The sequence below is a fragment of the Streptomyces sp. NPDC007863 genome (assembly GCF_040633895.1).
GTDB lineage: Bacteria > Actinomycetota > Actinomycetes > Streptomycetales > Streptomycetaceae > Streptomyces.
In genome coordinates this window covers 1-24,824 of the sequence record NZ_JBEYEI010000007.1, presented here as the reverse complement: position 1 = coordinate 24,824, position 24,824 = coordinate 1, and the positions used below count along the sequence as shown (strand labels likewise).

The following is a 24,824-nucleotide window of genomic DNA, read 5'->3' as shown; positions in this document are numbered from 1 at the left end:
CGCCCCCGCCGTCCGGTGTGATCTACGCCACCGAGGTCCGTCCGGGTGGGTCGCCACCCGGCGGGGGCGCGGCTACCGTGGGTCCATGACGCTGATCGCGGGCCGTTACCGGCTGCTCGACGCCCTCGCGGAGGGCGCGGCGGGAATCGTCTGGCGCGCCCGGGACGAGGCGCTCGGCCGCGAGGTGGCCGTCAAGGAGGTGCACGCCCCGCCGGGAACTCCGGAGGGCGCGGAGCCGGCGCTGTACGCGCGGGTGGAGCGCGAGGCGCGGGCCGCGGAGTCGATCGCGGACCCGGGCGTGGCCGAGGTGTACGACGTGGTCGTGGAGCGCGGCCGGCCGTGGATCGTGATGGAGCTGGTCCGCGGGCTGACGCTGGCGGAGACCCTGGAGGCGGACGGGCCGCTGCCGGACCGGGAGGCGGCGCGGGTCGCGCTCGGGGTGCTCGCGGCGCTGCGGGCGGCACGGTCGGCCGGTGTCCCCTATCGCGAACTCGGCCCGGACCGGGTGCTGCTCGCCAACGACGGACGCGTGGTGGTGACGGGCGTGGCGACCGGGACCTCGGCGCCGGGCGACGCGCCGGACGCGCCGCCGCCGGGTCCCGAGGAGGACGCGCGGTCGCTGGCCGCGCTGCTGGGCGGGATGGTCGCCGATCCCCGTTCGGGACCGCTGGCGCCGGTGGTGGCGGGCCTGGCCGACCGGGACGCGGGCGTGCGGGCCGGGGCCGTACGGGTACTGGAGCGGGTCGCCGGGGCCGGGGAGCGGCCGAGGGGCGAGGTGACGACCGAGGGGCGCGGGCCGGAACGCGGGCCGGGGCGGCCGGAGGATCGGGAGCACGAGGGACCGGGTGGAGTGCGCGGGGCGCGTACGGAGGAGCGCGCGGGCGCGGTGCGGCGGCGGGGGCCCCGGCGGGGCGTGGTCGTCGCCGCCGGCGTCGTGGGGCTGCTCGTGATCCTGGGGGCGCTGGTCTGGCAGGCCGTCAGGGACGACGATCCGGGCGCCGGTCCGGGCGGGGGCGGGGCTTCGAGCACCGCTCCTGCCGTTCCCGGCGCCGCGGGTACGGGTGCGGAGGTGGGGGGACCCGCCGCTACGCCGCGCTCCTGAAGCTCGGCAGGTAGCCGCCCGACTGGCCGGCGGCCGTCGGGTGGTAGGACTCGCCGATGTTGAGCCAGTTGACGCTGTGCAGCCAGGCCGAGCCGGAGCAGATCTCGTGGCCGGTGAAGGCCGGGACGACGCTGGAGAAGGCGAAGCCGTGGTCGGCGGCGCGCTTGGCGACGGCCGCGTTGAGGTGGTCGGAGGCGCCGTTGATGGCCGCGCGCTCGGTCTCGCTGAGGCCGGCGATGCAGCTGCCGCCCAACTGGTAGAAGCGCGGGTAGCCGAGGACGACGACCCGGGCGGCCGGGGCCTTGGCGCGAATGGCGTTGTACACGGAGTCGAGGCGGGCGGGGAGGGTCGAGTCGACGTAGGCCTTCGCCTGGTTCACCCGGTTGACGCAGGTGGACTCCGACTGGAGCACACAGGTCGTCATGACGTCGGCGAAGCCGGCGTCGTTGCCGCCGACGGTGAGCGAGACGAGGTCGGTGGCGGAGGTGAGCGGGCCGAGCTGCTTGGTGGTGACGTCGGTGGTGACGGCGCCGGAGCAGGCGGTGAAGGCGAAGGACGAGGGGGCGTTGGCGTTGGCCCAGAGGCGCGGGTATGCCTTGGTGGAGCGCTTGCAGTCGCCGCTGGCGCTGTCGTAGCTGCCGGCGCCGACGCCGGAGGAGTACGAGTCGCCGAGGGCCACGTAGTCGACGGCGGCGGACTCGGCGGCGTGCGCGGCTCCCGCCCCGGTCAGGGCGAGGACGGAACCGAGCAGGAGCGAGGACGCGAAGGCCGCGAATCGCGACAGTTTCATGGAACCTCCCTGTAGCAGGATCTCTGCGCTACCAGGAAGTAGCATCGGATCCGGTTTTCCGGAAGTGTTCATGTCAAAACTGACCCTGGAGAGTGAGTGAACATCCCTCAGAGACCGTCGGTTTCCGGCCACCTGAGGAACCGTAGGATCCGCTTCCGCGCGTGCGATCGAACGGGATCACGACCCAGGCGCCCACGCCCGCACAGGAACACGGCGGAACCCCACCGCCCCCACCCCGAAAACGGATTGATCGAATCCGATCGCCAAGAGAGCTTCGACGAGCGTCAATCGCTCGCCAAAGTGTCAGAAACCGGGCCGCACCAGCGGGACTTGCCATACAGTCCCATTCATCAATACCGTCGTACATCTCACCCGCATCGGTCCATCGGCACAGCGGCTCTAGGGGAGACGCCGACCAGTCGAGGGGTCCCGGAGCGGGGCGCGGTAGGGGGGTGCCGTGCTCGGTGTGTCCGTATGCGCCGAGTCGCGGGTACCGCGCGGCCAGTCATGCCAACTCGCAGGTATCGCAAGGAGATCGCTTCCGTGCGGGGATGGCGAGAACCCCCCTTTCGCACCGGACACACGACCGGGCCGCCCAGGGGTTGGGCCGCCCACCGGACGAGAGGGAGACCGACCCAATGAGCTCGTTCCTGCGCCCGGCCGCCACGGGCCGAGAATTCACCGAGCCGAGTCGAATAGCGGCCCAGTACCGGGCCATCACGTCCCATCTGGCGATCACTCCGCCAGTAAGTGTCGTCATTCCCGCGATGAATGAGGCGGAAAATCTTCCGTACGTGTTCAAGACACTGCCGGAATGGATTCACGAAGTCGTCCTCGTCGACGGAAATTCGACGGACGACACCGTCGAGGTCGCCAAGGAACTCTGGCCCGGCGTCAAGGTCGTCAAGCAGGTCGGAAAGGGCAAGGGCGACGCCCTGATCAGCGGCTTCGCCGCCTGCACCGGCGACATCATCGTCATGGTCGACGCCGACGGCTCGGCCGACGGACAGGAGATCGTCTCCTACGTCTCCGCCCTCGTCGGCGGCGCCGACTTCGCCAAGGGCTCGCGCTTCGCCAACGGCGGCGGCACCGACGACATGACCGGCATCCGCCGGCTCGGCAACTGGGCGCTCTGCTCCCTCGTCAACCGCAAGTTCGGCGCCCGCTACACCGACCTCTGCTACGGCTACAACGCCTTCTGGAAGCACTGCCTCGACAAGATCACCCTCGACTGCACCGGCTTCGAGATCGAGACCCTGATCAACATCCGGGTCGTCAAGGCCGGCCTGAAGGTCCAGGAGGTCCCGAGCCACGAGTACCTGCGGATCCACGGCGTCAGCAACCTCAACGCGGTGCGCGACGGCCTCCGCGTCCTCAAGGTGATCCTCAAGGAGAAGCGCGTCCCCCGGGCCGCCCGGGCGCTCCGCCGCCCCGCCGCGTTCTCGGTCAACGTCCCCCGGGGAGAGGTCTCTTGAGCGACCGCACGGCCCCGCCCCGCTTCTCGGTGGTGATCTGCGCCTACACGGAGGAGCGGTGGGGGGACATCCTCGCCGCCGTCGACTCCGTCCGGAAACAGTCGCTGCCGCCGCTGGAGACGCTGCTCGTCGTCGACCACAACGAGCGGCTGCTCCACCGGCTGACCGAGGAGTACGCGGACGACCGCGAGGAGGTGCGGGTGCTCGCCAACGCGGGCCCCCGCGGCCTCTCCTCCGGCCGCAACACCGGGATCGCCGCCGCCCGCGGCGAGTTCGTCGCCTTCCTCGACGACGACGCGGTGGCGGAGCGCGACTGGCTCCACCACTTCGCGGCCGGCTACGAGGACCCGGAGGTCGTCGCCGTCGGCGGGCGCACGCTGCCCGTCTGGGCCTCCGGCCGCCGGCCCGTCTGGTTCCCCGAGGAGTTCGACTGGGTCGTCGGCTGCACGTACCGGGGGCTGCCCCCGGGCCGGGTGCGGGTCCGCAACGTCCTCGGCGGCAACGCCTCCTTCCGGCGCGCCGCCTTCGACGCGGCGGGCGGCTTCGCCACCGGCATCGGCCGGGACGGCGACCGGCGCCCGCTCGGCTGCGAGGAGACCGAGCTCTGCATCCGGCTGGCCGGCGCGGTGCCGGGCGCGGTCCTGCTCATCGACGACCGGGCGGTCATCCACCACAAGGTGCCGGCCGCCCGCGAGCGCTTCGCCTACTTCCGCACCCGGGTCTACGCGGAGGGCCTGTCGAAGGCCCTCGTCGCCCAGAGCGTCGGCGCGGGCAAGGGCCTGGAGTCCGAGCGGCGCTACACCAGCCGGGTGCTGCCCGCCGGGGTGCTGCGCGGGATGCGCGACGCCCTCCTCGGCCGGGCCGGCGGCGCGGGCCGGGCCGGCGCCATCGTCACGGGCGTGGCGCTCGCCGCCGGCGGCTACGCCCTCGGCACCCTCCGCGCCCGCCGCGGCGGCTCCCCCACCTTCTCGTGGGGCCCGATCACCCCGGAGGACGCACCCCGCAGGACCGGCACCCCGGAACCGAAGGAGGCGGCCGCGTGAGCGCGACCTCCGCCGGCGCGGGCCAGGAGGGGACGCCGAACCCCGCGGGCCCGGACCGGAACGACTCCCCCACGGGGGCGGAGCCCGGAGGCGCTCCCGAGGCCGGACGCGGGGCGGCGCCCGCAGGCGAGGCCGGGCCCGTACACGGGACGGAGCCCGTACGCGGGGCGGAGACCGTACGCGGGGCGGAGACCGTACGCCGGGCGGCGTGGTCCGGTGCTCGCGCCCGGCCCCGGGTCGGGCGTGACCTCCTGACCGAGGCCGGGCCCGAGGGTGGGCCCGAGCCCGTGCCCATCCTCATGTACCACGCCGTCGCGCCCGATCCGGCGCCGGCGACGCTGGGGCTCTCGGTGACGCCCGAGGCCTTCGCCGCGCAGATGGACGTGGTGGCCGGGCGGGGGTTCACGCCCGTGACCACGGCCGCGCTCGCCGCCGCCTGGCGGAGCGGCGGACGGCTGCCGCCCCGGCCGGTGCTCGTCACCTTCGACGACGGGTACGAGGGCGTGCACCGGTACGCCCTGCCGGTGCTGGCGAAGCACTCCTTCCCGGGCACCGTCTTCGTCACCAGCGGCTGGCTGCCCGGCCGGCACTCCACCGGCGGCGCCCTGGACACCATGCTCTCCTGGGCGCAGGTGCGCGAACTGGCCGCCGCCGGCACCGAGATCGGCGGGCACAGCCACAGCCACCCGCAGCTGGACCAGCTCGACGCGCGACGGCTGCGGTTCGAGGCACTGCGCTGCCGGGAGCTCGTCGGCGAGGAGCTCGGCACCGCGCCGGACTCCTTCGCCTACCCGTACGGCTACTCCAGCCGCCGGGTGCGGGCCGCCGTCCGGGAGGCCGGCTTCGCCCAGGCCCTCGCGGTCGGGAACGCGCTCGCGCGCCGCCGCCAGGGGCCGTACGCCCTGGAACGGGTGACCGTGCGCCGCTCCACCACCGTCGAGGAGTTCACCCGCCTCGTCGAAGGGCGGGCCGTGGGGCGGAACTTCGCCTCCGACCGGGCGCTGACGAAGGGGTACGCGCTCGCCCGCAGGGCCCGCGGCGCGCTGCGCGGGCACTGGATCTGACGCGCGGGCACCGGGTCCCGGCCCCGGCAAAACCCGGTGCGCCGCCCGGGCGGTTGGCGGATCATGGCGGCATGCCAGACACCCCCGCCGTTCCGTCCGGGCCGCACAAGGCGCCGCTGCCGGTCGTGGTCAACCTCGACGACAGCGACTCGCCGGGCGACGTCATGGACGCGCTCTTCCTCGACCGGTTCACCACCGGGGAGCAGCCGCACTCCCACGGCCTCACCCTGGACCGGGCGAAGCCCGACGCGAGCCTGCTGCCGCCCGGCGCCCGGGTGCTGTGGGGCGCCAAGGACGAGGACCGCAGCTCGGTGCTGGCCGAGGGCGAGGGGTGGACGATCCTCTCCTCCCGCTGGAAGCACCGCGCCGACGTCACCGTGACGGCGACCGACCCCGAGCTCGCGGCGCGGATCCTCGCCGAGGCCACCGAGGGCGCCAAGGACGAGCCGGAGCCCGAGCCCGAGGACGTCACCATGGGCTTCTGGTACCTGGCGCCGCAGCGCGGCCCGCGCCGGATGACCCGCCGGATCAGCGCCGACACCTGGGACGACGCCCGGCCCAACTACACGGCGCCGGTGGCCGGGGCGATGGACCGGCTGATGAAGCTCACCCCGGACGACGTCACCGGACGGCTCCTGCTGCTGCACGGCCCGCCCGGCACCGGCAAGACCTCCGCGCTGCGCACCCTCGCCCGGTCCTGGCAGGACTGGTGCCAGGTGGACTGCGTGCTCGACCCCGAGCGGCTCTTCAACGACATCGGCTATCTGATGGACATCGCGATCGGCGAGGAGGGCGACGGCACGGAGAAGGAGCGGTGGCGGCTGCTGCTCCTGGAGGACTGCGACGAGCTGATCCGGGGCGGGGCCAAGGAGGCCACGGGACAGGCGCTGTCCCGGCTGCTGAACCTGACCGACGGGCTGCTCGGCCAGGGCCGGAAGGTGCTGGTCGGTCTCACCACCAACGAGGACCTGGAGCGGCTGCACCCGGCGATCGTGCGCCCCGGCCGCTGCCTGGCCCGGATCGAGGTCGGACCGCTCACCCGGGCCGAGTCGGCGGCGTGGCTGGGGCGCGACGAGGGCGTGCCGGCCGAGGGCGCCACGCTGGCGGAGCTGTTCGCGCTGCGGCGCGGGGCCTCCCCCACCGAGCTGCCGGAGCAGCGCTCCCCCGCCCCGGGTCTGTATCTGTGAGGGGGGTCCCCCGGGGCCGGACCCCGGGCGGACCACCCGTCCCGTCACTCGGAGTCGTACGCGGCCCGCAGCGCGTCCCGTACCGCGGCCTCGGCCTCGTCACGGGTGAGCCCCAGGCGGTAGGCCTCCTCCGCGTACTGCGCGGCGGCGGAGGCGGCCCGGCGGCTGGCCGCGTCACCGGCCGCCGCGACGAAGGTGCCGTGCCGGCCCCGGGTCTCGATGACCCCGTCGGACTCCAGCGCCTTGTACGCCTTGGCGACCGTGTTCGCGGCGAGCCCCAGCTGCTCCGCTAGTCCCCGGACCGTCGGCAGCTTGTAGCCGACCGGGAGTCCGCCCGACCGGGCGCGTTCCGAGATCTGGGCGCGCAGCTGTTCGTAGGGGGCGGTGGTGGACTGGTGGTCCACGGCGAGTGTCAGTGTCACCCACCCGATTCTGCCCCCACCCCGCCGGAAAATGGGAGGCGGCGGCGCGGCCCCGGCCGTAGCGTGCGGCCCCATGACTGTGATCGTCCGTGACGTACGGCCCGACGACGCCGAGGGATTCGCCCGCGTCCGGCGGGCCGCCCTCCCCTACCTGCTGGCCACCGCCGAGCAGCTGGCCTTCGACTGGGCCCATGCCCACCCCGACGCCCACGCCCGGCCGCTGGTAGCGGTGACCGAGGACGGCGAGGTCATCGGGACCGCGCAGGTCTCGGTCGCCCACGACTCCCCGGAGCCCGGCATCGGCCGTCTCAACGTGTACGTGGACCCGGCCCGTCAGGGGCTCGGCGCGGGCACGCTGCTGGTGCGCACCGCCGAGGAGCACCTGACCGAGCGGGGGGCGACGACGCTCTACAGCTGGGTCCTCGACGAGCCGGCGAACCGGGTCTACGCGGAGCGGCGGGGCTACGCGCCGAGCCGTTCCGCGCACTTCCTGCGGCTGGACCTGACGGCGGGCCTGCCGCCGCTCGGGACGCCGCCGGCCGGTGTCGAGCTGCTGTCGGCCGAGGAGTTCGGGGCGGACCCGCGGCCGCTGTTCGAGCTGGACGCGGCGACGACCGCGGACGAACCGAGCGATGTGGTGGTCGAGTTGGACGACTACCCGCACTGGCTGGAGACGACCTGGAACCACCCGCTGCACGACCGGGCGCTGACGACGGTGGCGGTGGTGGACGGGGTGCCGGCCGCGTTCAGTGCCGCGCAGACCGACGGGCTCGGGCGGTACTCCTCGGGGATGACGGGCACGGCCCCGGCCTTCCGCGGGCGCGGGCTCGCCAAGCTCGCCAAGAACGCGTCGCTGCACCGGGCGCGGGCGGCGGGCTGCGTGGAGGCGTTCACCGGGAACGACGCCGGGAACGGGCCGATGCTGGCGATCAACGAGTGGTTCGGGTACGAGATCGGGGCGACGGAGGTGCGGTATGTCAGGGCGCTCGGTTGAGGTGGCGCTGTGGAAGGCGGGGCGGCTGAAGATCCGCTACCCGGCCGAGGTGGTGACGGAGTCGGCGAACCGGCTGTCGGTGCGGGCCCCGTGGGCGGCGCCGGGGGTGCGGGACTTCGGCTTCGTGCGCTTCGAGCCGGGTGACGTCTTCGTCGAGCACTACTGGGCCGACCGCTGGTACACGGTCAAGGAGGTGTGGTCGGCGGAGGGCGCGCTCAAGGGCTGGTACTGCGACATCACCCGGCCGGCCGGGTTCGGGGCGGCCGGGGTGACGGTCGAGGACCTGGATCTGGACCTGTGGGTGTCGGCGGACGGCAGCGAGGTGCTCCGGCTCGACGAGGACGAGTTCGCGGCGAGCGGGCTCGCCGTCTCCGATCCGGAGGCGGCAGAGCGGGCCGTGGCCGCCCTCGACGAGCTGGAACGGCTGGGCCGCCGGGGCCTGGTGGAGCTGCTCGCGGCTAGTTGAGCGTCACCCTGGACTCCTCCCTGGCGAGGAAGCCGGGCGTGGGCAGGCCGAGGTCGCCGGTCGGGGTGAGCTGCGTGAGGGTGCCCTCGACGCGGGCCTCGCCTGGCTGGTAGGCGGGGTCCTTCACCACCGCGGTGTTGGTCCAGGTGCGCAGCAGCCCGTCGCAGACGGCCCGGGTGCCGCCGATCCCGGCGGAACGGTCCTGCTGGCGGAGGGTGGAGCTGACGAAGACCGGTCCGGCGCTGTCGTCGAGGCAGCGGTAGGTGCCGGAGAGGGTGACGGTGCCGTCGGCGCCGAGGAGGCCGGCCGGGTCGACGGTGAGGAAGTCGGCGAGCCGGGCGGCGGGGTCGGCGGCCGGGCCGTCCGCCCCTCCCGCGTGGGCGAGGGGGGCGGCGGCCGCGGCGAGGAGCGCGGCGGCGGCGAGGGCGAGTCGGACGCGCATGGGGGGGGTGTCCCTTCGACGTGGGGGGAGACTTTCGCCCGCCAGGGATACCGGATCCGGCCGCGCGTTGTCCGAAACTCACTCCTTCATCGGCGCGTTGGGCCTTCTATATCGTCGTACGACTCCGCGGCCCGGGCCTCGCCGCGCCGGCGGGCCAGCGCCTTCCGCAGCGGCTGCCACACCAGCAGGAGCAGCACGACCGCGTAGACGGTCACCGCGAACGGGGTGTTCACCAGGCCGGTGACCGCGCCGTCGCTGATCTGGAGGGCGCGGCGCAGCTGCTGTTCGGCGGCCGGGCCGAGGATGACGCCGATGACCGCCGGCAGCACCGGCAGGCCGTACCGGCGCATGCCGAGGCCGAGGAGGCCGACGACGAGCAGGACGACCAGGTCGAGGGCCTCGCCGCCGACCGCGTACGCCCCGACGGCGGCGAAGAACAGGATGCCGGCGTACAGGTACGGGCGCGGGATGCGCAGCAGTTTCGCCCAGACGGGCGCGAGCGGCAGGTTGAGAGCGAGCAGCAGCACCATGCCGACGAAGAGCGAGGCGATCAGGCCCCACACCAGTTCGGGCTCCCGCTCGAAGAGCAGCGGGCCCGGCTGGATGCCGTACTGCTGGAAGGCGGCGAGCATCACCGCGGCGACGGCGGTCGTCGGCAGGCCGAGCGTCAGCATGGAGACGAGGGTGCCGGCGGCGGAGGCCGAGGCGGCCGACTCGGGACCGGCGACGCCCTCGATGGCGCCCCTGCCGAACTCGTCCTTGTGCTTCGAGAGCCGCTTCTCCGTCACGTACGACAGGAAGGTCGGGATCTCCGCGCCGCCGGCCGGGATCGCGCCGAACGGGAAGCCGAGGAACGGGCCGCGCAGCCACGGCTTCCAGGTGCGCCGCAGGTCCTCGCGGCCCAGCCACGGGCGGCCGACGGGGACGGGCCGGCCCGCGGTGCGGCGCAGATGGGCGGCGACCCACAGGGCCTCGCCGATGGCGAAGAGGCCGACCGCGACGATGACGACGTCGATGCCGTCGGCGAGCTGGAGCGAGCCGAAGGTGAGCCGCTGCTGGCCGGTGAGCTGGTCGAGGCCGACCAGGCCGAGGGTGAGGCCGATGAGCAGGGAGGCGACGCCGCGGATCCGGGAGGAGCCGAGGACCGAGGTGACCGCGATGAAGGCGAGGACCATCAGGGCGAAGTAGTCGGGGGCGCCGATGTCGACGGCGAGGGCCGCGACGGTCGGGGCGAGGACGACGAGCAGCATCGTGCCGATCATGCCGCCGGCGAAGTGGCCGATCGCGGCGGCGGCGAGCGCCTGCGCGCCCCGCCCCGCCTTGGCCATCGGATGGCCCTCCATCGCGGCGACGACGGCGGCGCTCTCGCCGGGGGTGTTCAGCAGGATCGAGGTGGTGGAGCCGCCGAACATGGCGCCGTAGTAGATGCCGGCGAACATGATGAACGCGCCGGTCGGTTCCAGGCCGTACGTCACCGGGAGCAGCAGGGCGACGGCCATCGCGGGGCCGATGCCGGGCAGGACGCCGATCGCGGTGCCGAGGAGCACGCCGACGGCGGCCCACAGCAGGTTGACCGGGGTGAGGGCGGTGGCGAAGCCGTCCATCAGGGAGGTCAGGGAATCCATGGGTCAGAGCACTCCCATCAGCGGGCCGCCGGGCAGCGGGACGCCCAGCAGCCGGTCGAAGACGCCGTAGGTGAGGAGGGAGAGGACGGCCGCGATCAGCGGGTCGCGGGCGGGGTGGCGGCTGCCGAGGGCGTAGGCCGCGCCCCAGAAGAGGAGGGCGCCGGAGACCGGGAAGCCGAGCGGGCCGATGAGGACGGCGAAGCCGAGGAAGACGCCGACGAGGAGCAGCACGGTGCGCCAGTCGGCGGGGGCGTCGAGGTCGACGTCCTCGCCGCCCTCGGCCTCGCCGCGGCCGCCGTGGAGCACGTCGACGGCGAGGAGGACGGCGACGGCGAGCAGGCCGCAGCCGACGAGCAGGGGGACGGTGGCGGGGCCGACGGGGCCGCGGGCGGAGACGTCGACGTCGAGGGTGAGGGCGTCGGTGAGGACGAGGACGCCGAGGAGCAGCAGCAGGGCGCTGACGCCGAGCTCGGAGCGGTCGCGCAGCCACGACTTCCGGGGGGTGGTCACAGTCCCAGCTCCTTCAGCACCGTGTCGACGCGGGCGTTCTGTTCGGTGAGGAAGGCGCCGAACTCCTCGCCGGGCAGGAAGGCGTCGGTCCAGCCGTGCGTCTTCAGCGACGCGCGCCACTGCGGCGAGTCGTGCAGCTCGGTGACGAGGGTGACGAGCCGCTCGCGCTCGGCGTCGGTGAGGCCGGGCGGGGCGACGATGCCGCGCCAGTTGGTGAACTCGGTGTCGAGCCCCGCCTCGCGGAGGGTGGGGGCGTCCAGGCCGGGGACCCGCTCGGCGCCGGTGACGGCGAGCAGGCGCAGCTCGCCGGCCTTGATCTGGTCGAGGTACTCGCCGACGCCGGAGACGCCGAAGGCGACCTTGGAGCCGAGGATGGAGGCGAGGAGCTCGCCGCCGCCGTCGAAGGGGATGTAGTTGACCTCCTTCGGCGGGATGCCGGCGGCCTGGGCCATCAGCATCGGCGCGAGGTGGTCGGGCCCGCCGGGCGAGGACCCGCCGCCGACGGGCAGCTTCCCGGGGTCCTTCTTCCAGGCGGCGAGCAGGTCCTGGATGGTCCGGTACGGGGAGTCCTTGGAGACCACGACGATGTCCTGCTCCTCGGTGAGCCGGGCGATCGGGGTGGTGTCGGCGAGGGTCCTGGGGGTCTTGTTGGTGTGGACGGCGCCGACGACGCCGAGCCCCATCGACATGGCGACGCGGCCGTCGCCGCGCTCGCCGACGAGCCGGGTGAGGCCGACGGTGCCGCCCGCGCCGGGCAGGTTGAAGACCTCGATGTCGCCGGTGAGCCCGGCCTCCTCGGCGTTCTTCGCCGCGGTGCGGGCGGTGATGTCGTAGCCGCCGCCGGGGGTGTTGGGGACCATGAACCTCAGGCCGGGGATGTCGGTGCCGGTGTCGGGGCCGCTGCCGGGGGTGAGCAGCGGCGGCCCCGCGAGCACCAGCAGCGCCGCCCCGAGCAGGGCGAAGGGGGTGCGAAGACGCAACGCGGCCGCCTCTCGGTGGTTGGGTGGACGAGTGTGATGGGGGGAAGTGCCCACATGTTGCCCGCGCGTGAGGAAGCTGTCGCTCTTCCGCAACCAACGGACGTTGTGGTCCTTGTGGTCGCGACCTACCGTGTCCGGCGTGACGAAGGTGCTGGTGGTCGACGACGACTTCATGGTGGCCAAGCTGCACAGCCGCTATGTGTCGGCCGTGCCGGGCTTCTCCGTCGTCGGTGTCGCGCACACCGGCGCGGAGGCGCTGCGCGCCGCGCACCGGCTCCGCCCCGACCTGGTCCTCCTGGACATCTTCCTGCCCGACATGGACGGCATCGGCGTCCTGCGCGAGCTGCGCGGCGCCGGACTCGCGATGGACGCGCTCTTCATCACGGCCGCCAGGGACGCGGGCATGGTCCGCGCGGCGCTGCGGGCCGGCGCCCTGCACTACCTGATCAAGCCCTTCAACCAGGCCGCCCTCCACGAGCAGCTGCGCCACGTGGCCTCCCTCAGCACCCGCCTCGACGGCCTGGACGAGGCGCGGCAGGAGGACGTGGACCAGATCTTCGGCACCCGCCCCCGCGGCTCCCGCGAGCTCCCCAAGGGCCTGGCCGCGCACACGGCGGAGCTGGTGGAGGGCATCCTGCGGGCCCACCCCGAGGGCCTCTCGGCCACCGAGTGCGCGGAGGCCGGCTCCCTCTCCCGCGTCAGCGCCCGCCGCTACCTGGAACACTTCGCGGCCACCGGCCGCGCCGAGGTGACCCTGCGGTACGGGGGGACGGGGCGGCCGGAGCGGCGGTACCGGGCGGCGGGGTGAGGGTCACGAGGGGCGGGCGTTGAACACCGAGGGACGGCCCGGAACGAAGCGCTCGTACCCGGCGACGGCCTCACGGGCGTGAGGCAGCACCTCCAGCGGCCTGTCCGTCACCCGGCGGAGCGGCCGATGTGCTGGTCGCGGCCCGCCTGGTAGACGCGGGCGTGCCCGGAGGCGGTGGCGTGCTGGGTGACCGCGGGGGTGTCGGGGAGGGACGGCCCGAGTTCGTCGAGGAGCGAGCGGAGCATCGCGGCCTCCTCCGGGTGGGCCACGAGCAGCCGCCGGATGCGGCCCTGCCACTCCACGCCCAGTTCGCCGTCGGTGTCGGTGTCCCCGGCCTCCCGCGCGGCCAGCAGGTCCGTGCGGGTCGCCTCCAGTTCGGCGGAGATCGCCTCGGCGCGCTCCGGTTCGGCCCGGCGCCACAGCGAGGTGATGCCGTCGCTGACGCGCTGCCACGCCTCGGTGGTCAGCAAGCCGATCAGGGTCGTCCCCGCCGTGCTCGCGAGCACCGCCAACTCCGCGTCCATGAACCGCCCCTCCCGCCGGTCGCCTGCCGACTCCAGCGTATCCAGGCGGACTTGGCGGCCACAGGGGTTTCCCGCCTTCCGTGATCACCGGATCCGGGGTTGCCTGAGCCGCTTCTTAGCGGACGCCTCTAGAGCGGGAGGCGAGGATGCGGAGCAGGGCCACGAGCGTGCCGGAGCCCATGAGCTTGCCCTCGGTCATCAGGCGCGGGATGTCGTCGAGGGGGATCCAAGCCACCTCGCCGGCCTCCTCGGCGTCGCTCGGCTCGCCAACCTTCTCGGCGCCACGGGCCACGAAGACCTCATGCGGCGAGTCGACCATCCCGATCATCGGCTGGCAGCTCACCACGTGCTCGACGGGGCCGGGGCGCCGCCCCGTCTCTTCCTCGGTCTCGCGGGCCGCCGTAGTGGCCGCGTCCTCGCCCGCGTCCACGATGCCGCCGGGCAGCTCACAGCCCCACTGCTGCGGCACGAAGCGGTACCGCCACAGCATGAGAACGCGGTCCTGGTCGTCGATCACGGCCGTGATCGCCACGCGGAAGAGGCGCACGACGTGGTGCTCGAAGCGCTCGACACCGGGGGGCTCGACGTCGACCAGGTCCAGGCTCACCCACGGGTTCTCGTAGACGTGGCGGGACCCGTGGATCTTCCACGGCTCCAGCTCCGCCGGCGTCGGAACGCTCTCACCGCCGAGCACTCAGTAGGAGCTACGGTCGTGAGCCTTGATGAAGTGCTCGTTCGACAGACCGGCAAGGCGGGATGCGCTAGAAGTTTCCCTACTTCGTCAAGGCACCCGCCGCGGGCGGCCCGTCGCGCCCGGGCCTGCGCTCCTGTCTGACACCCCACTCCAGCCCGGTCGCCGTCCGCACGACTGAAAGGCCGTCCCTCTTGTTCTTGAGGAACGGCCTCACCTGTCAGAAGAGGTGCTTGTCAGCGGTTGGGTAGCCGTTGCCAATCACTTGACGCGGGGCGTAGCCGCCAGCGCCGTTGCCCTTGTAGAACCAGAGGTTGCCGTAGTCCTTGCCGACCATGAGGTCACGGCCGACCAGGTCGGGGTAGCTGTCGCCGTCGAGATCGCCGGGGGCAACCAGAGCCGTGTAGGTCTGCCAGCCGTTGCCGATCTTGGCCTGCGGAGCGTAACCGCCGGTGGCGTTGCCCTTGTGGAGCCAGAGGTCTCCGGCGCCGTCCCTGCCGATGAGGTCAGTGCGGGCGGGGTCGTTCACACCGTCGCGGGCGAAGTCTCCAGCAGCGATGAGCGTGTTGTAGTCGCCCCACGATTTGCCGACGGCGGGGGGGCCGACCTGTATGCCGGTGGGGCTGTAACCACCAGTGGCCGTGCCGGGGTAGCGCGACAGGTTACCCCCCTGGCTTACGAGAAGATCGGGGTTGCCGTCGCCGTCGGTGTCGCCGGGAGTGAGCACGTCGTCGGCGCCCTGGAACCCGCTTCCCACCTTCACGCGGGTGCTTCCTGAATACCAGCCGGTTGCCGGATCAGCCGGATATCTCCACAGGTCACCGGCCTCATCCACGGCGACCAAGGTGCTTCCCTGGCGGGAGATGTGAAGCATGTCGCGCCAGCCGAAGCCCACCTTGCACGGGCTAGCGAGGCCTCCGCCGATCTTACCGGCGTAGCGGAACAGTGCGCCGGAGGCGTCGACGCGGAAAACCGCACCCTTGGCGAGTTCCGCAGGTGTGGAAACTGCGCAGTCTGCCCAGCTGGCAGCGCCGCGCAGTTTCGCGTGATCGGAAACTGCCGCGTTGCGGGACAGCGCGTCACCCTTGACGTCCGTGAAGAACCGGGACGTCATGAAGATATAGTCGATCTTTCTCGCGTCGGCACCGTAGTGCGTGGATTCACCGGAGCGGCAGCGGGACAAGTTGAGCTCGACGCACTTCTCTTCCGTGGCCTCCGTATTGGGATTGTCCTTCTGGAAGAATTCTGTATCGGTTTCATCCACCTCCTTCATGATTCCATCAGACCCCTGATCGAAACCCGGGAACGGCTCGTAGAAGGGATCCGTTCCGGGGTTCCACGGCTGAGTGTTGAAGTCCCCTCCAAGGACCGTCGGAGTCCCGGTGCCGGTGGAATCCCATTCGGCAACCTGGGCGCCGAGCAGCCTCGCCTCGGCAGCACGGTAGGTCGCCCCGACCTCACTCTCGCCACCCCAGTAGAGGTGCACCGAGCATGCCCACATGGGCCGGTACTGGACGTATGCCTTGATGCAAGGACTCTTGATGTTCTCTGTTTCCAGGCGGCCTGTCTTGTCGGCCGGATTTTGATAGGTGTTCAGGTCCAGATCGGTATTATCGGAGTCATAGCCGTCTTCGTTCGGGGCCAGAATGCCCTTCACGAACACGGCCATCCCGTAGCCCGATTTATTCAGGCAGAGACCCGGCTCACCCTGAGAGGGGATTGTTTCCGCATAGTTGCCGACGTATCCCCGCGCCGCCAGCGTGCCCAGAATGCCGTTGTACTGGTACTCGCAGATTTCCTGAACGAATACGACATCAGCCTTCCAGCCAGTTGCCGTCGACTCCGTCTCCTCGATGACTTCACCTACTCGAAGGCCTTGATCATCGGCCTTCACGCAGGCGTTCCCGCATATGTTGTAGGTGGCGAATCTGAGTGGTGGCGCTGTGCTCGTCTCCACCACGTCTGCCGCACGTGCGGTCGGCGCATCCGTGACGCTGGCGGCGAGCAGGAAGACCAGACTTCCCAGTACGGCCAGCCCTGACCTGAGTGTTCTCACGTGATCCCTTGCGAAACCCCAGCCGATAGCTGGGCGAAGTTGAGGCGTACTGAGGTTCGACAGACCAGGACGGCGTCCCACTCGAACCGGACGTTGCTGGGCCGTCCGTGGGCCGTCCCAGGGCCGCCACCGGTAGCCACGGATACCCAACAATATCCACCTGGGAGGTGGCCTCAAGCGCTCGATTCAGCTGTACCGGGGTGTCCTCGGTGTCTCGTCACTTCCTCCGCAACAAGTAGCCGCCCGGCACCCTCCCGCTCTCGACCTCGAAGCGCCGTCCCTGAGAAGCGCTCACCTGTACCGCCCCCAGCAGGAGTCCGGAGTCCCTCACGACAGTGCCGCTGTATGGCCGGCGGCCCCTGTGTGGCTCCCCCGGAGAGCCATACAGGGAGCCCCGCACACGACACCTGGCGCATCGCTGCGAACCTCAACGGACCGTCGTGGTCAGCTGTCCCAACGCCTCGTGCCCGGCGCGCAGTCGCTTCCTGAGGGCCTTCTTAGCGGTGCCTTAAAGCGGCCCTAAGGATCGCCCTCTCCCGCTTCTCGCGGCCTTTTTCGCTCGTCCCGCGGGCTAGTTTGCTGGTCACCCCCACCTCACCCTCCCGAAGGAGTCGTCCCCCCATGACCTCACGCCGTACGCTCGCCGCCACCGCCGCCGCTCTGGTGCTGTCCGGGCTGGCCGCCGCCCCCGCCTTCGCGCACGGCTCGATGACGGATCCGGTGAGCCGGGTGGCGGCCTGTTACGCGGAGGGGCCGGAGTCGCCGTCGTCGGCGGCGTGCAAGGCGGCGGTGGCCGCGGGCGGGCCGCAGGCGCTCTACGACTGGAACGGCGTGAACATCGCGAACGCGGCCGGGCAGCACCGGGCGCTGATCCCGGACGGGAAGCTGTGCAGCGCGGGCAACGACAAGTACCGGGGCCTCGACCTCGCCCGGACGGACTGGCCGGCGTCGAAGCTGACGGCCGGGAAGCACACCTTCCGCTACAAGGGGACGGCGCCGCACAAGGGCACGTTCGCGCTGTACGTGACGAAGGACGGCTACGACGCGTCGAAGCCGCTGGCCTGGTCGGACCTGGAGGCGGAGCCGTTCCTGACGGTGACCGACCCGGGGATGCAGGGCGGGGACTACGTGTTCGAGGGGACGGTTCCGGAGAAGTCGGGCCGCCACCTCGTCTACTCGATCTGGCAGCGGTCCGACTCCCCCGAGGCGTTCTACACCTGCTCCGACGTGGTGTTCGGGGCGGAGCGGGAGAACGGTGGCGGGGGTACGGCTCCGACGACGCCGGCGGCCTCGGCCTCGCCCGCCACCGCGCCGGCCACCACCGCGCCGGCCGCCTCCGCGCCGTCCGCGCCCGCGCCCGTCGCCTCCGCGCCCTCCGACGAGCAGATCGAGGAGGGCCGGGAGCACTCCACGGTCGAGCACGGCGGGCACGGGGACGCCGACGCGTCCACGGGTCCGGAGCCGAAGGCGACGACGCAGGCGCCGCCCGCCCCCGCCCCCGCCGGTGAGGCCGTGGAGCTGGCCGAGACCGGCGGGGACGGCAGCACGCCGTACCTCGCGCTGGGCGGCGCCGGTGTGCTGGCGGTCGGTGCGGCGGTGCTGTTCGCGGCGGGCCGGCGGCCGCGGCGGGGCTAGCCGATCACCGACAGGCAGGTGGTCGGGGTGGCGTGGGCCGGGTCGAGGGCGTTGGCGACCTCGTGGAAGGTGACCCGGTCCACCGTGCCGATGGCCACGTGCTCGGAGAGGTCGAGCGCGCACTTGTCCTGGATGAGGACGTTGGTGACGTCCGGCCCCGAGAGGAACTGCGTGCGGTACGGCGTGACGACCTGGTCGTACTTGGTCGCGATGACGTGGTAGCGGACGCCGGGCACGGTGTCGCCGCCCTCGTTGAGCTTCGTGAGGAAGGCCGAGCCGGCGATCTGGTCGGCGAGGCCCGGGGTGGTCGCCTTGATGAGGTCCTCGGCGCCGGGGAAGTGCGGCAGGAGCCTGGTGAGGCCGAGCAGGGTGGTGCCGTGGTTGTCGGGGGCGATGCCGACGAGCGCGTTCACCTTCTCGGCGCCGCCGAGGAACTTGAGGTACCAGCGGGGCATCATGCCGCCCTGCGAGTGGCCGACGAGGTCGGCCTCGGGGGCGCCGGTGGCGGCGAGGACCCGGTCGACGAAGGTGTCGAGCTGTCCCGCGGACTGCTCGATGGGGCCGAGGCCGTGGAAGAAGGGCACGTTCGGCAGCTGCCCGTAGTCGAGGGAGTAGACGCAGTAGCCGCGGTTCACCAGGTAGGGGGCGAGCGCGAGCCAGTTGTCGATGGAGTTCCCGAGGGTTCCGTGGACGAGGACGACCGGGCGCGGGTGGGCGGCGGAGGGCTTGCAGGACCAGTCGTTCCAACCCCTGCTCGGCGCGTCGGCGGCCTGCGCGGCGGCGGTGGGGGCGAGGACGGCGGCGACGGCCAGGAGCAGGACGGACAGCGCTCTGGCGAGGCGCCTGCGAAGGGTCCGGGGGCTCTGGGGGTTCCGGGGCAGCATCGGGCGATCTCCTTGCGGCTCAAGGGGATTGGTGGGGGTGCTGTGCCCTGCGGTCCGGACCACAAGTGGGGATGCTCTTCAGCCAAGTTACGCACGGGTGTTACCGACTGGGAAGTTACGCGTCGGTAAAAACTGCCGTGTCGTCATCACCGTTCCGCACCGCGGGCGTTCCGCGCGGCGGCCGTTCAGGCCGCCAGCGAGCCCGGCACGATCGCCCGGGGCCCGAACTTCGCCCGGGCCCGGTCCACCACCGCCTCGATCCGCCGGGCCTTCTCGTCCGCCGGGTCGAAGGTGAGCTGGTGCGCGGCCCGTTCGGCGGGCCCGAGCCCCTCGGCGCGCAGCGCGATCCCGCGGACCCGGGCGCGCTGGAGGCCGAGGGAGTCGTGGAGGCCGTACGCGAGGGCGGTGAGCCCGGCGGTGTGGGCGGTCGGTTCGGGCAGGGCGCGGCTCCGGGCCGTGGTGCTGCGGTCGGCGTACCGCACGGTGAGCGCGAGGGAGCGGCAGACCTGGGCCTCCGCCCGCAGCCGGGCGCCGAGTTCCTCGGTGAGCGAGAGGAGCGCCCGGCGCTGTTCGGTGCGGTCGAGTTCGTCGTACGGGAAGGAGCGCTCGGCGGCCAGCGAGCGGGCGGCCGCGTGGGGCGTGACGGGGGTGCGGTCGATGCCCCGGGCCCGCTCCCACAGCTCGCGGCCTGCCTTGGCCCCGACGAGCCGCTGGAGGACGGCGAGCGGGGCGTCGGCGACCCGGCCGACGGAGTCGAGTCCGTAGCCGCAGAGGGTGCGGGCGGTGGCGCGGCCGACGCCGTCGAGGGCGGCGACGGGCCGGTCGCGCAGGAAGGCCGCCGGGTCGTCGACGGTCAGGGTGCGGCCGGGCCGGGCCTCCCGGGCGGCCATGCGGGCGAGCATCGGGTTGGGCCCGGCGCCGATGACGCAGTCGACGCCGTGGAGGGCGAGGGCCCGGACCCGGATGAGGGCGGCGAGCTCGGCGGGCTCGCGGTCGAAGTAGCGCAGCGCGCCGCGCACGTCGGCGAGCGCCTCGTGGGGCGGGGCCGCCTCCACGACGGGGGTGAACTCGCCGAGCAGGTCGACGAGCCGGGGCAGGAGCGACTCCCGCGCCGTCGGTCCGAATCGTACGCAGAGGATCATCCGGCGCTCCCGGGGCTGCTGTGCCAGAGCTTGCGCGCCGGGGTGGCGGCGCCCTCGCCGGCGGGCCTGAGGTCGGCCCAGGGGTTCATCTCGTAGCCGGTCTCCATGCGGATGCGGCGGCCGTCGTCGGTGCTCTTCCCGGGGGTGACCGCCTCCTCCGCGAGCCGCTCCCCCACCGCGTCCAGGCCGCCGGTGGCCCGCAGTTCGGCCAGTTCGGCGAGGTTCCAGGCGGCGGCGCCGACGACGCTGACGCTGCGCGGGCCGCGGCGCTGCACCACGCCCCTGACCAGGAGCAGCCAGGAGTGGAAGACGGTGTGGGCGCACCGCTCGTGGGCGTCGTCGAAGAAGGCGAGGTCGACGAGGCCGGTGCCGTCGTCGAGGGTGGTGAAGATGACGCGTTTGCCGGAGCGGATCGGCGGGGTCTGGGTGGCGGCCTTGGCTCCCGCGACGAGGACGGTCCGGCCGTGCGGGGTGGAGCGCAGGCGCTGGGCGGAGACGGCGCCGAGTTCGCGGAGGAAGGCGTGGTGGTCGCCCATGAGGTGGCGGGAGGCGTCCATGCCGAGGATGCCGAGTTCGGCGCTGAGGCGCTCCGACTCGTCGAGGTCCGGCAGGCCGACGGGCGCGGTCTTCCGGCCCTGGGCGAGCGGGAGTTGTCCGCCGTAGGAGGCGGCGCCGCGCTGGGTGCGGCGGAGTTCGGTGAGGTGCAGGAGGAGGTCGCGGCGGTTGGCGCCGAAGGCGTCGAGGGCGCCGACCTGGGCGAGGCGTTCGGCGACGGGTTTGCCGGGGCGGGCCCGCTCCCAGAAGTCGAGCAGGGAGGCGTAGGGCTGCCCGGCCTCGATGCGGGCGGATTCGGCCTCGCTGATGCCGTGGACGTCGGTGAGGCCGAGCCGGAGCCCCCACACCGGAGGTTCATCGGACACCAGTTCGATACGGTGGGCGACCGCGGACCGGTTCACGTCCAGCGGCAGCACCGGCACCCCGCGCCGCCGGGCGTCGGCGAGCAGCAGCCGCTTGGGGTACATGCCGGGGTCGTGGGTGAGCAGCCCGGCGTAGAAGGCGGCCGGGTGGTGGGCCTTGAGCCAGGCCGACTGGTAGGTGGGCACGGCGAAGGCCACCGCGTGCGCCTTGCAGAAGCCGTACGAGCCGAAGGCCTCGACGATCTCCCAGGTGCGGGCGACGACCTCGTCCGCGTACCCCCGGCGCTTCGCCAGCTGGGCGAACCACGCCTTGATCCGGCCCTGTTCCTCGGGGTGCGAGAGCCCGCGCCGCACCTGGTCGGCCTCGGCCCGGTCGCAGCCGGTCATGATCCGGACGATCTCGATGATCTGCTCGTGGAAGACGACGACGCCGTACGTCTCCTTCAGGGATTCCTCCAGGTCGGGGTGGGGGTAGCGGACGGGGGCGCGGCCGTGCCGGGCCTCGATGAAGGGGCGGACCATGTCGGCGGCGACCGGTCCGGGGCGGAAGAGCGAGATGTCCACGACGAGGTCGTGGAGGGTCTCGGGCTGGAGCCGGCCGACCAGGTCGCGCTGGCCCGGGGACTCGATCTGGAAGCAGCCGAGGGTCTCGGTGGAGCGGATCAGGGCGTACGTGTCGGGGTCTCCGGCCGGGATCGCGTCGATGTCCGGGCGGGTGCCGGTGGCGCGTCCGACCTCGGCGACGGCGTGGGCCATCGCGGACTGCATCCGCACCCCGAGCACGTCGAGCTTGAGCAGCCCGAGGTCCTCCACGTCCTCCTTGTCGAACTGGGACATGGGGATGGGGGCACCTCCCATGCCCTCAAGGCCATGGGGGACCTCGCCGCTGGTGGGGATCACGGGGGTGCGGGTGAGCAGCGAGGCGTCCGAGAGGAGGACCCCGCAGGGGTGCATGGCGATGCCGCGCGGGAGCGCGTCGAGGGCTTCGACCAGCTCCCAGAGGCGGCCGAACTTCTCGCGTTCGCCCGCGAGTTCGCGCAGTTCGGGGAGTTCGTCGAGGGCGGCGAGGGCGTCCCGGGCGCGGATGTGCGGGAAGGCCTTGGCGATCCGGTCGGTCTCGGCGGGGTCGAGGGAGAGGGCGGCGCCGACGTCCCGGACGGCGTGCCGGACCCGGTAGGTCTCGGGCATGGAGACGGCGGCGACCCGCTCGGCGCCGAAGCGGTCGATGATCGCCCGGTAGACCTCCAGGCGGCGGGCGGACTCGACGTCGATGTCGATGTCGGGCAGGGCGGTGCGGCGCTTGGAGAGGAAGCGTTCCATCAGCAGGCCGTGCTCGACGGGGTCGGCGTGGGCGATGCCGAGGAGGTGGTTGACGAGGGAGCCGGCGCCGGAGCCCCGGGCGGCCACCCGGATCCCCCTCCCCTTCACGTCGTCGACGACCTGGGCGACCGTCAGGAAGTAGCTGGCGAAGCCGTGGTGGGCGATGATGTCGAGCTCGCGGTGCATCCGGTCCCAGTAGGCGGCCCGCTTCCCGTACCCCTTGAGGAGCATGCCGGCGGCGGCCCGGGAGGCGAGGACGCGCTGGGCGGTGCGGTGCGCGGCGCCGACCAGGTGCGGCTCGGGGAAGTGGGCGGAGCCCATGCCGAGGTCGTCCTCGGGGTCGACCAGGCACGCGGCGGCGGTCTCGGCGGTCCGGTCGAGCAGCCGGCGGGCGGCGTCGGCGCGGAAACCGGCGGCCTGGGCGATCCGGTCGGCGGCGGCCGCCATCGCGGCGGTGTCCTTGAGCCAGGCCTCGCCGCTGTCGAGGCCCTTGCGGGGGTCGACGGGGACGAGCCGGCGGGCGGCGTCGAGGACGTCGGCGACCGGTCCCTGGCCGGGGTCGGCGTAGCGGACGGCGTTGGTGAGGACGGGCGTGACGCCCTGTTCGACGGCGAAGCCGAGGGTCCGGGCGGCGAGCCGCAGCGAGCCGGGGCCGGGGCCGGGGCGGCCGTGGTCGACGGCGGCGAGACGGAGCGCGTCGCCGTACCGCTCGCGCCAGGGGGCGAGCAGCCGGGCGGCCCGGTCGGGGCGGCCGGCGGCGAGGGCGCGGCCGACGTCGGAGTCGGGGCCGAGCAGCACGAAGAGGCCCTCGCCGGGGTCGGCGGAGGCGGGCAGGACGGGCCGCCCGCCCCGGGCGCGGGCGTGGGCGGCGGTGACGAGGGCGCAGAGGGAGGCCCAGCCGGTCCGGGAGCGGGCGAGGAAGACGGCCCGGGGCGCGGACTCGTCGACGAAGGCGCCGCCGCGCACGGGCACCCGGCGGGCGGAGGTCACCCCGCCACCCGAGCCACCCGAGCCACCCGAGCCACCCGAGCCACCCGAGCCACCCGAGCCACCCGGACCACCGAAACCGCCCGGCCCGCCCGAGCCACCCCGCCACCCGGTACCGGCCGAACCACCAGAGCCACCAGAGCCACCAGAGCCACCGGAACCACCGCGGCCGCCGAAGCCTCCCGACCCGCTCGCCCCGTCCGGCCCGACCGACCCGACCGACCCGCCCAGGGACTCGTGCGCGAGGTCGACGCCGAAGAGGGGGCGGATGCCCTGCGCCTCGCACGCCTTGGCGAAGCGGATCGTGCCGCCGAGGCCGTCGCGGTCGGTGAGGGCGAGGGCGTCCAGGCCCCGCTCGGCGGCGCGGGCGGCGAGGGCGGCGGGGTGGGAGGCGCCGTACCGGAGGGAGTATCCCGAGGCGGTGTGCAGATGGGTGAAGCCCGTCATGGCGCACCTCCCGCGTTTCCTGCTCCGGCGGCGCTCCCGCGCCGATATTCGTACAGACGTTCCCATCCCCGCACACCACCCTAGCCTATTTCGAACGTGCGTACGATATACGCGGCGCGGTCCACCCCCGTCAGCCGTTCGGACCCCTCCTGCCTGCGGAAACACCCCCTCGGCCGCAGCCTGGGGGGCATGAGTCTCGTCGACGAACTGAAAAGCGCCGTCACCCCCCGAGCCGCCCTGCTCGTCGTCGGGGTCTTCGCCCTCCAGCTCCTCTTCATCACCTCGTACGTCGGGGCCCTGCACGACCCGAAGCCGACCGACGTGCCCTTCGGCGTGGTCGCGCCCCCACAGGTCTCCGCCACCCTCGTCGGCGAGCTGGAGAAGCTGCCCGGCGACCCGCTCGACCCGCGGACGGTCGCCAGTGCCGACGAGGCCCGGGACAAGATCATGAACCGGGAGATCGACGGGGCCCTGATCGTGAACCCGGCGAGCCGCACCGACACCCTGCTCGTCGCCTCCGGCGGCGGCACCGTGCTCTCCTCCGCCCTGGAGAAGATCTTCACGCAGGTGGAGGAGGCCCAGCGGCGGGAGGTCCGGACGGTCGACGTGGCCCCCGCCTCGCCGCAGGACTTCGACGGGCTCTCCGCCTTCTACCTGGTCGTCGGCTGGTGCGTCGGCGGCTACATCTGCGCCGCGATCCTCGCCATCAGCGCCGGCTCCCGGCCGGCCAACCGCGAGCGGGCGGTCATCCGGCTCGGCGTCCTCGCGGTCTACTCGGTCCTCGGCGGCCTCGGCGGCGCGGTCATCGTCGGCCCGATCCTGGACGCCCTGCCCGGCTCCGTCGCCGCCCTGTGGGGGCTCGGCACCCTGGTCGTCTTCGCGGTCGGCGCGGCCACCCTCGCCCTCCAGTCGGTCTTCGGGATCGTCGGCATCGGCCTGGCGATCCTCCTCGTGGTCGTCCTGGGCAATCCGAGCGCGGGCGGCGCCTTCCCCGCGCCGATGCTGCCGCCGTTCTGGAAGGCGATCGGCCCGGCCCTGCCGCCGGGCGCCGGCACCTGGGCGGCGCGCTCGATCGCGTACTTCAAGGGCAACGACATGACCGCCTCGATGCTGGTGCTGTCCGCCTGGGCGGTGGTCGGCGCCGTGGTCACGCTGGTGATGTCCTCGCTGAAGCGGAAGCCGGAGGGCGAGCCGATCGCCACCGAGCTGGACGGGACCAAGGCCTGATCCGGAGACGTGAGGAGGCCCCCGCCGCGGCGGGGGCCGCCGCACGGGGCCCGGCGGACGAAAACGCCGAGGATGCCCGGCACAGA

The 24,824-nt window shown here is 73.2% G+C and carries 21 protein-coding genes and 1 pseudogene; 10 read left to right on the top strand and 12 right to left on the bottom strand.

Translation table 11 applies throughout. The features are described from left to right. Window positions 1–85: 85 nt before the first annotated feature. Complete coding sequence (locus tag ABZ621_RS12785; RefSeq protein ID WP_360603614.1) at window positions 86–1,102, top strand: protein kinase; 1,017 nt, start codon at window positions 86–88, stop codon at window positions 1,100–1,102. Here ABZ621_RS12785 and ABZ621_RS12780 read toward each other — a convergent pair. Next, window positions 1,086–1,892: an SGNH/GDSL hydrolase family protein gene (locus ABZ621_RS12780; protein WP_360603612.1), complete on the bottom strand. Its 807-nt coding sequence runs from the start codon at window positions 1,890–1,892 to the stop codon at window positions 1,086–1,088. The genes ABZ621_RS12785 and ABZ621_RS12780 overlap by 17 nt on opposite strands. A gap of 638 nt (window positions 1,893–2,530) precedes the next feature. Here ABZ621_RS12780 and ABZ621_RS12775 point away from each other — a divergent pair. From ABZ621_RS12775 to ABZ621_RS12760, 4 genes are all read left to right on the top strand, one after another. Next, window positions 2,531–3,367 (top strand): glycosyltransferase family 2 protein, encoded by an 837-nt coding sequence (locus tag ABZ621_RS12775; protein WP_360603610.1) that lies wholly within the window; start codon window positions 2,531–2,533, stop codon window positions 3,365–3,367. Then, window positions 3,364–4,410: a glycosyltransferase family 2 protein gene (locus tag ABZ621_RS12770; RefSeq protein WP_360603608.1), complete on the top strand. Its 1,047-nt coding sequence runs from the start codon at window positions 3,364–3,366 to the stop codon at window positions 4,408–4,410. Before ABZ621_RS12775 ends, ABZ621_RS12770 begins: the two co-directional genes overlap by 4 nt. Before the next feature lie 299 nt (window positions 4,411–4,709). Next, window positions 4,710–5,474, top strand: a complete 765-nt coding sequence (locus tag ABZ621_RS12765) for a polysaccharide deacetylase family protein (RefSeq protein WP_360604136.1) — start codon at window positions 4,710–4,712, stop codon at window positions 5,472–5,474. A gap of 71 nt (window positions 5,475–5,545) precedes the next feature. Further along, complete coding sequence (locus ABZ621_RS12760; protein ID WP_360603606.1) at window positions 5,546–6,661, top strand: DUF5925 domain-containing protein; 1,116 nt, start codon at window positions 5,546–5,548, stop codon at window positions 6,659–6,661. A gap of 44 nt (window positions 6,662–6,705) precedes the next feature. Here ABZ621_RS12760 and ABZ621_RS12755 read toward each other — a convergent pair whose 3' ends face one another. Beyond that, on the bottom strand, window positions 6,706–7,083 hold the full coding sequence (locus tag ABZ621_RS12755) for a GntR family transcriptional regulator (RefSeq protein WP_169092509.1): 378 nt from the start codon (window positions 7,081–7,083) through the stop codon (window positions 6,706–6,708). 73 nt (window positions 7,084–7,156) lie between these two features. Between ABZ621_RS12755 and ABZ621_RS12750 the strand changes: the two genes are divergently transcribed. Continuing rightward, a complete protein-coding gene (locus ABZ621_RS12750) occupies window positions 7,157–8,077 on the top strand; it encodes a GNAT family N-acetyltransferase (protein WP_360603604.1) in 921 nt (306 codons plus the stop codon). Then, entirely contained in the window at window positions 8,058–8,543 is a 486-nt protein-coding gene (locus ABZ621_RS12745) for a DUF402 domain-containing protein (protein WP_360603602.1), read from the top strand. Before ABZ621_RS12750 ends, ABZ621_RS12745 begins: the two co-directional genes overlap by 20 nt. Here ABZ621_RS12745 and ABZ621_RS12740 read toward each other — a convergent pair. From ABZ621_RS12740 to ABZ621_RS12725, 4 genes are all read right to left on the bottom strand, one after another. Beyond that, window positions 8,536–8,985, bottom strand: coding sequence for a DUF6299 family protein (locus tag ABZ621_RS12740; RefSeq protein WP_360603600.1), 450 nt, complete (start codon window positions 8,983–8,985; stop codon window positions 8,536–8,538). The genes ABZ621_RS12745 and ABZ621_RS12740 overlap by 8 nt on opposite strands. A gap of 86 nt (window positions 8,986–9,071) precedes the next feature. Further along, window positions 9,072–10,610, bottom strand: a complete 1,539-nt coding sequence (locus ABZ621_RS12735; RefSeq protein WP_360603598.1) for a tripartite tricarboxylate transporter permease — start codon at window positions 10,608–10,610, stop codon at window positions 9,072–9,074. A gap of 3 nt (window positions 10,611–10,613) precedes the next feature. Further along, window positions 10,614–11,120, bottom strand: coding sequence for a tripartite tricarboxylate transporter TctB family protein (locus ABZ621_RS12730; protein ID WP_360603596.1), 507 nt, complete (start codon window positions 11,118–11,120; stop codon window positions 10,614–10,616). Continuing rightward, on the bottom strand, window positions 11,117–12,100 hold the full coding sequence (locus tag ABZ621_RS12725) for a tripartite tricarboxylate transporter substrate binding protein (protein ID WP_360603594.1): 984 nt from the start codon (window positions 12,098–12,100) through the stop codon (window positions 11,117–11,119). The genes ABZ621_RS12730 and ABZ621_RS12725 overlap by 4 nt, the downstream gene beginning before the upstream one ends. Before the next feature lie 139 nt (window positions 12,101–12,239). On the opposite strand from ABZ621_RS12725, the gene ABZ621_RS12720 reads away from it, so the two are divergent. Next, window positions 12,240–12,908, top strand: coding sequence for a response regulator (locus ABZ621_RS12720; RefSeq protein WP_360603592.1), 669 nt, complete (start codon window positions 12,240–12,242; stop codon window positions 12,906–12,908). Between the two features lie 107 nt (window positions 12,909–13,015). Here the strand turns inward: ABZ621_RS12720 and ABZ621_RS12715 are convergent, their stop codons facing one another. The 3 genes and pseudogenes from ABZ621_RS12715 to ABZ621_RS12705 all read right to left on the bottom strand — a co-directional run bounded on the left by ABZ621_RS12715 (window position 13,016) and on the right by ABZ621_RS12705 (window position 16,179). Further along, a complete protein-coding gene (locus tag ABZ621_RS12715) occupies window positions 13,016–13,432 on the bottom strand; it encodes a hypothetical protein (protein ID WP_360603590.1) in 417 nt (138 codons plus the stop codon). 115 nt (window positions 13,433–13,547) lie between these two features. Next, window positions 13,548–14,183: pseudogene (locus tag ABZ621_RS12710) on the bottom strand (NUDIX hydrolase); the annotation flags it as partial. A 160-nt stretch (window positions 14,184–14,343) separates the two neighbouring features. After that, the gene (locus tag ABZ621_RS12705; RefSeq protein ID WP_360603588.1) at window positions 14,344–16,179 is read right to left on the bottom strand and encodes an endonuclease/exonuclease/phosphatase family protein; all 1,836 of its coding nucleotides are present in this window, start codon (window positions 16,177–16,179) and stop codon (window positions 14,344–14,346) included. Window positions 16,180–16,800: 621 nt separating this feature from the next. Here ABZ621_RS12705 and ABZ621_RS12700 point away from each other — a divergent pair. Further along, complete coding sequence (locus tag ABZ621_RS12700; RefSeq protein WP_360603586.1) at window positions 16,801–17,814, top strand: lytic polysaccharide monooxygenase; 1,014 nt, start codon at window positions 16,801–16,803, stop codon at window positions 17,812–17,814. Here ABZ621_RS12700 and ABZ621_RS12695 read toward each other — a convergent pair. From ABZ621_RS12695 to dnaE, 3 genes are all read right to left on the bottom strand, one after another. Beyond that, window positions 17,811–18,698: an alpha/beta fold hydrolase gene (locus tag ABZ621_RS12695; protein ID WP_360603584.1), complete on the bottom strand. Its 888-nt coding sequence runs from the start codon at window positions 18,696–18,698 to the stop codon at window positions 17,811–17,813. The genes ABZ621_RS12700 and ABZ621_RS12695 overlap by 4 nt on opposite strands. Window positions 18,699–18,883: 185 nt before the next feature. Beyond that, window positions 18,884–19,840, bottom strand: coding sequence for a hypothetical protein (locus ABZ621_RS12690; RefSeq protein ID WP_360603582.1), 957 nt, complete (start codon window positions 19,838–19,840; stop codon window positions 18,884–18,886). Continuing rightward, on the bottom strand, window positions 19,837–23,511 hold the full coding sequence (gene dnaE, locus ABZ621_RS12685; RefSeq protein WP_360603580.1) for a DNA polymerase III subunit alpha: 3,675 nt from the start codon (window positions 23,509–23,511) through the stop codon (window positions 19,837–19,839). Before dnaE ends, ABZ621_RS12690 begins: the two co-directional genes overlap by 4 nt. Before the next feature lie 189 nt (window positions 23,512–23,700). Here dnaE and ABZ621_RS12680 point away from each other — a divergent pair, with 189 nt between their 5' ends. Next, on the top strand, window positions 23,701–24,738 hold the full coding sequence (locus tag ABZ621_RS12680; protein ID WP_360603578.1) for a DUF3533 domain-containing protein: 1,038 nt from the start codon (window positions 23,701–23,703) through the stop codon (window positions 24,736–24,738). Window positions 24,739–24,824 lie beyond the last annotated feature (86 nt).

Bases quoted from the DNA above. Each gene is read 5' to 3' on its own strand.
- ABZ621_RS12785 (WP_360603614.1), top strand. From the start codon at position 86: ATGACGCTGATCGCGGGCCGTTACCGGCTGCTCGACGCCCTCGCGGAG.
- ABZ621_RS12780 (WP_360603612.1), bottom strand. From the start codon at position 1,892: ATGAAACTGTCGCGATTCGCGGCCTTCGCGTCCTCGCTCCTGCTCGGT.
- ABZ621_RS12775 (WP_360603610.1), top strand. From the start codon at position 2,531: ATGAGCTCGTTCCTGCGCCCGGCCGCCACGGGCCGAGAATTCACCGAG.
- ABZ621_RS12765 (WP_360604136.1), top strand. From the start codon at position 4,710: ATGTACCACGCCGTCGCGCCCGATCCGGCGCCGGCGACGCTGGGGCTC.
- ABZ621_RS12760 (WP_360603606.1), top strand. From the start codon at position 5,546: ATGCCAGACACCCCCGCCGTTCCGTCCGGGCCGCACAAGGCGCCGCTG.
- ABZ621_RS12750 (WP_360603604.1), top strand. From the start codon at position 7,157: ATGACTGTGATCGTCCGTGACGTACGGCCCGACGACGCCGAGGGATTC.
- ABZ621_RS12745 (WP_360603602.1), top strand. From the start codon at position 8,058: ATGTCAGGGCGCTCGGTTGAGGTGGCGCTGTGGAAGGCGGGGCGGCTG.
- ABZ621_RS12740 (WP_360603600.1), bottom strand. From the start codon at position 8,985: ATGCGCGTCCGACTCGCCCTCGCCGCCGCCGCGCTCCTCGCCGCGGCC.
- ABZ621_RS12735 (WP_360603598.1), bottom strand. From the start codon at position 10,610: ATGGATTCCCTGACCTCCCTGATGGACGGCTTCGCCACCGCCCTCACC.
- ABZ621_RS12715 (WP_360603590.1), bottom strand. From the start codon at position 13,432: ATGGACGCGGAGTTGGCGGTGCTCGCGAGCACGGCGGGGACGACCCTG.
- ABZ621_RS12700 (WP_360603586.1), top strand. From the start codon at position 16,801: ATGACCTCACGCCGTACGCTCGCCGCCACCGCCGCCGCTCTGGTGCTG.
- ABZ621_RS12695 (WP_360603584.1), bottom strand. From the start codon at position 18,698: ATGCTGCCCCGGAACCCCCAGAGCCCCCGGACCCTTCGCAGGCGCCTC.
- ABZ621_RS12690 (WP_360603582.1), bottom strand. From the start codon at position 19,840: ATGATCCTCTGCGTACGATTCGGACCGACGGCGCGGGAGTCGCTCCTG.
- dnaE (WP_360603580.1), bottom strand. From the start codon at position 23,511: ATGACGGGCTTCACCCATCTGCACACCGCCTCGGGATACTCCCTCCGG.
- ABZ621_RS12680 (WP_360603578.1), top strand. From the start codon at position 23,701: ATGAGTCTCGTCGACGAACTGAAAAGCGCCGTCACCCCCCGAGCCGCC.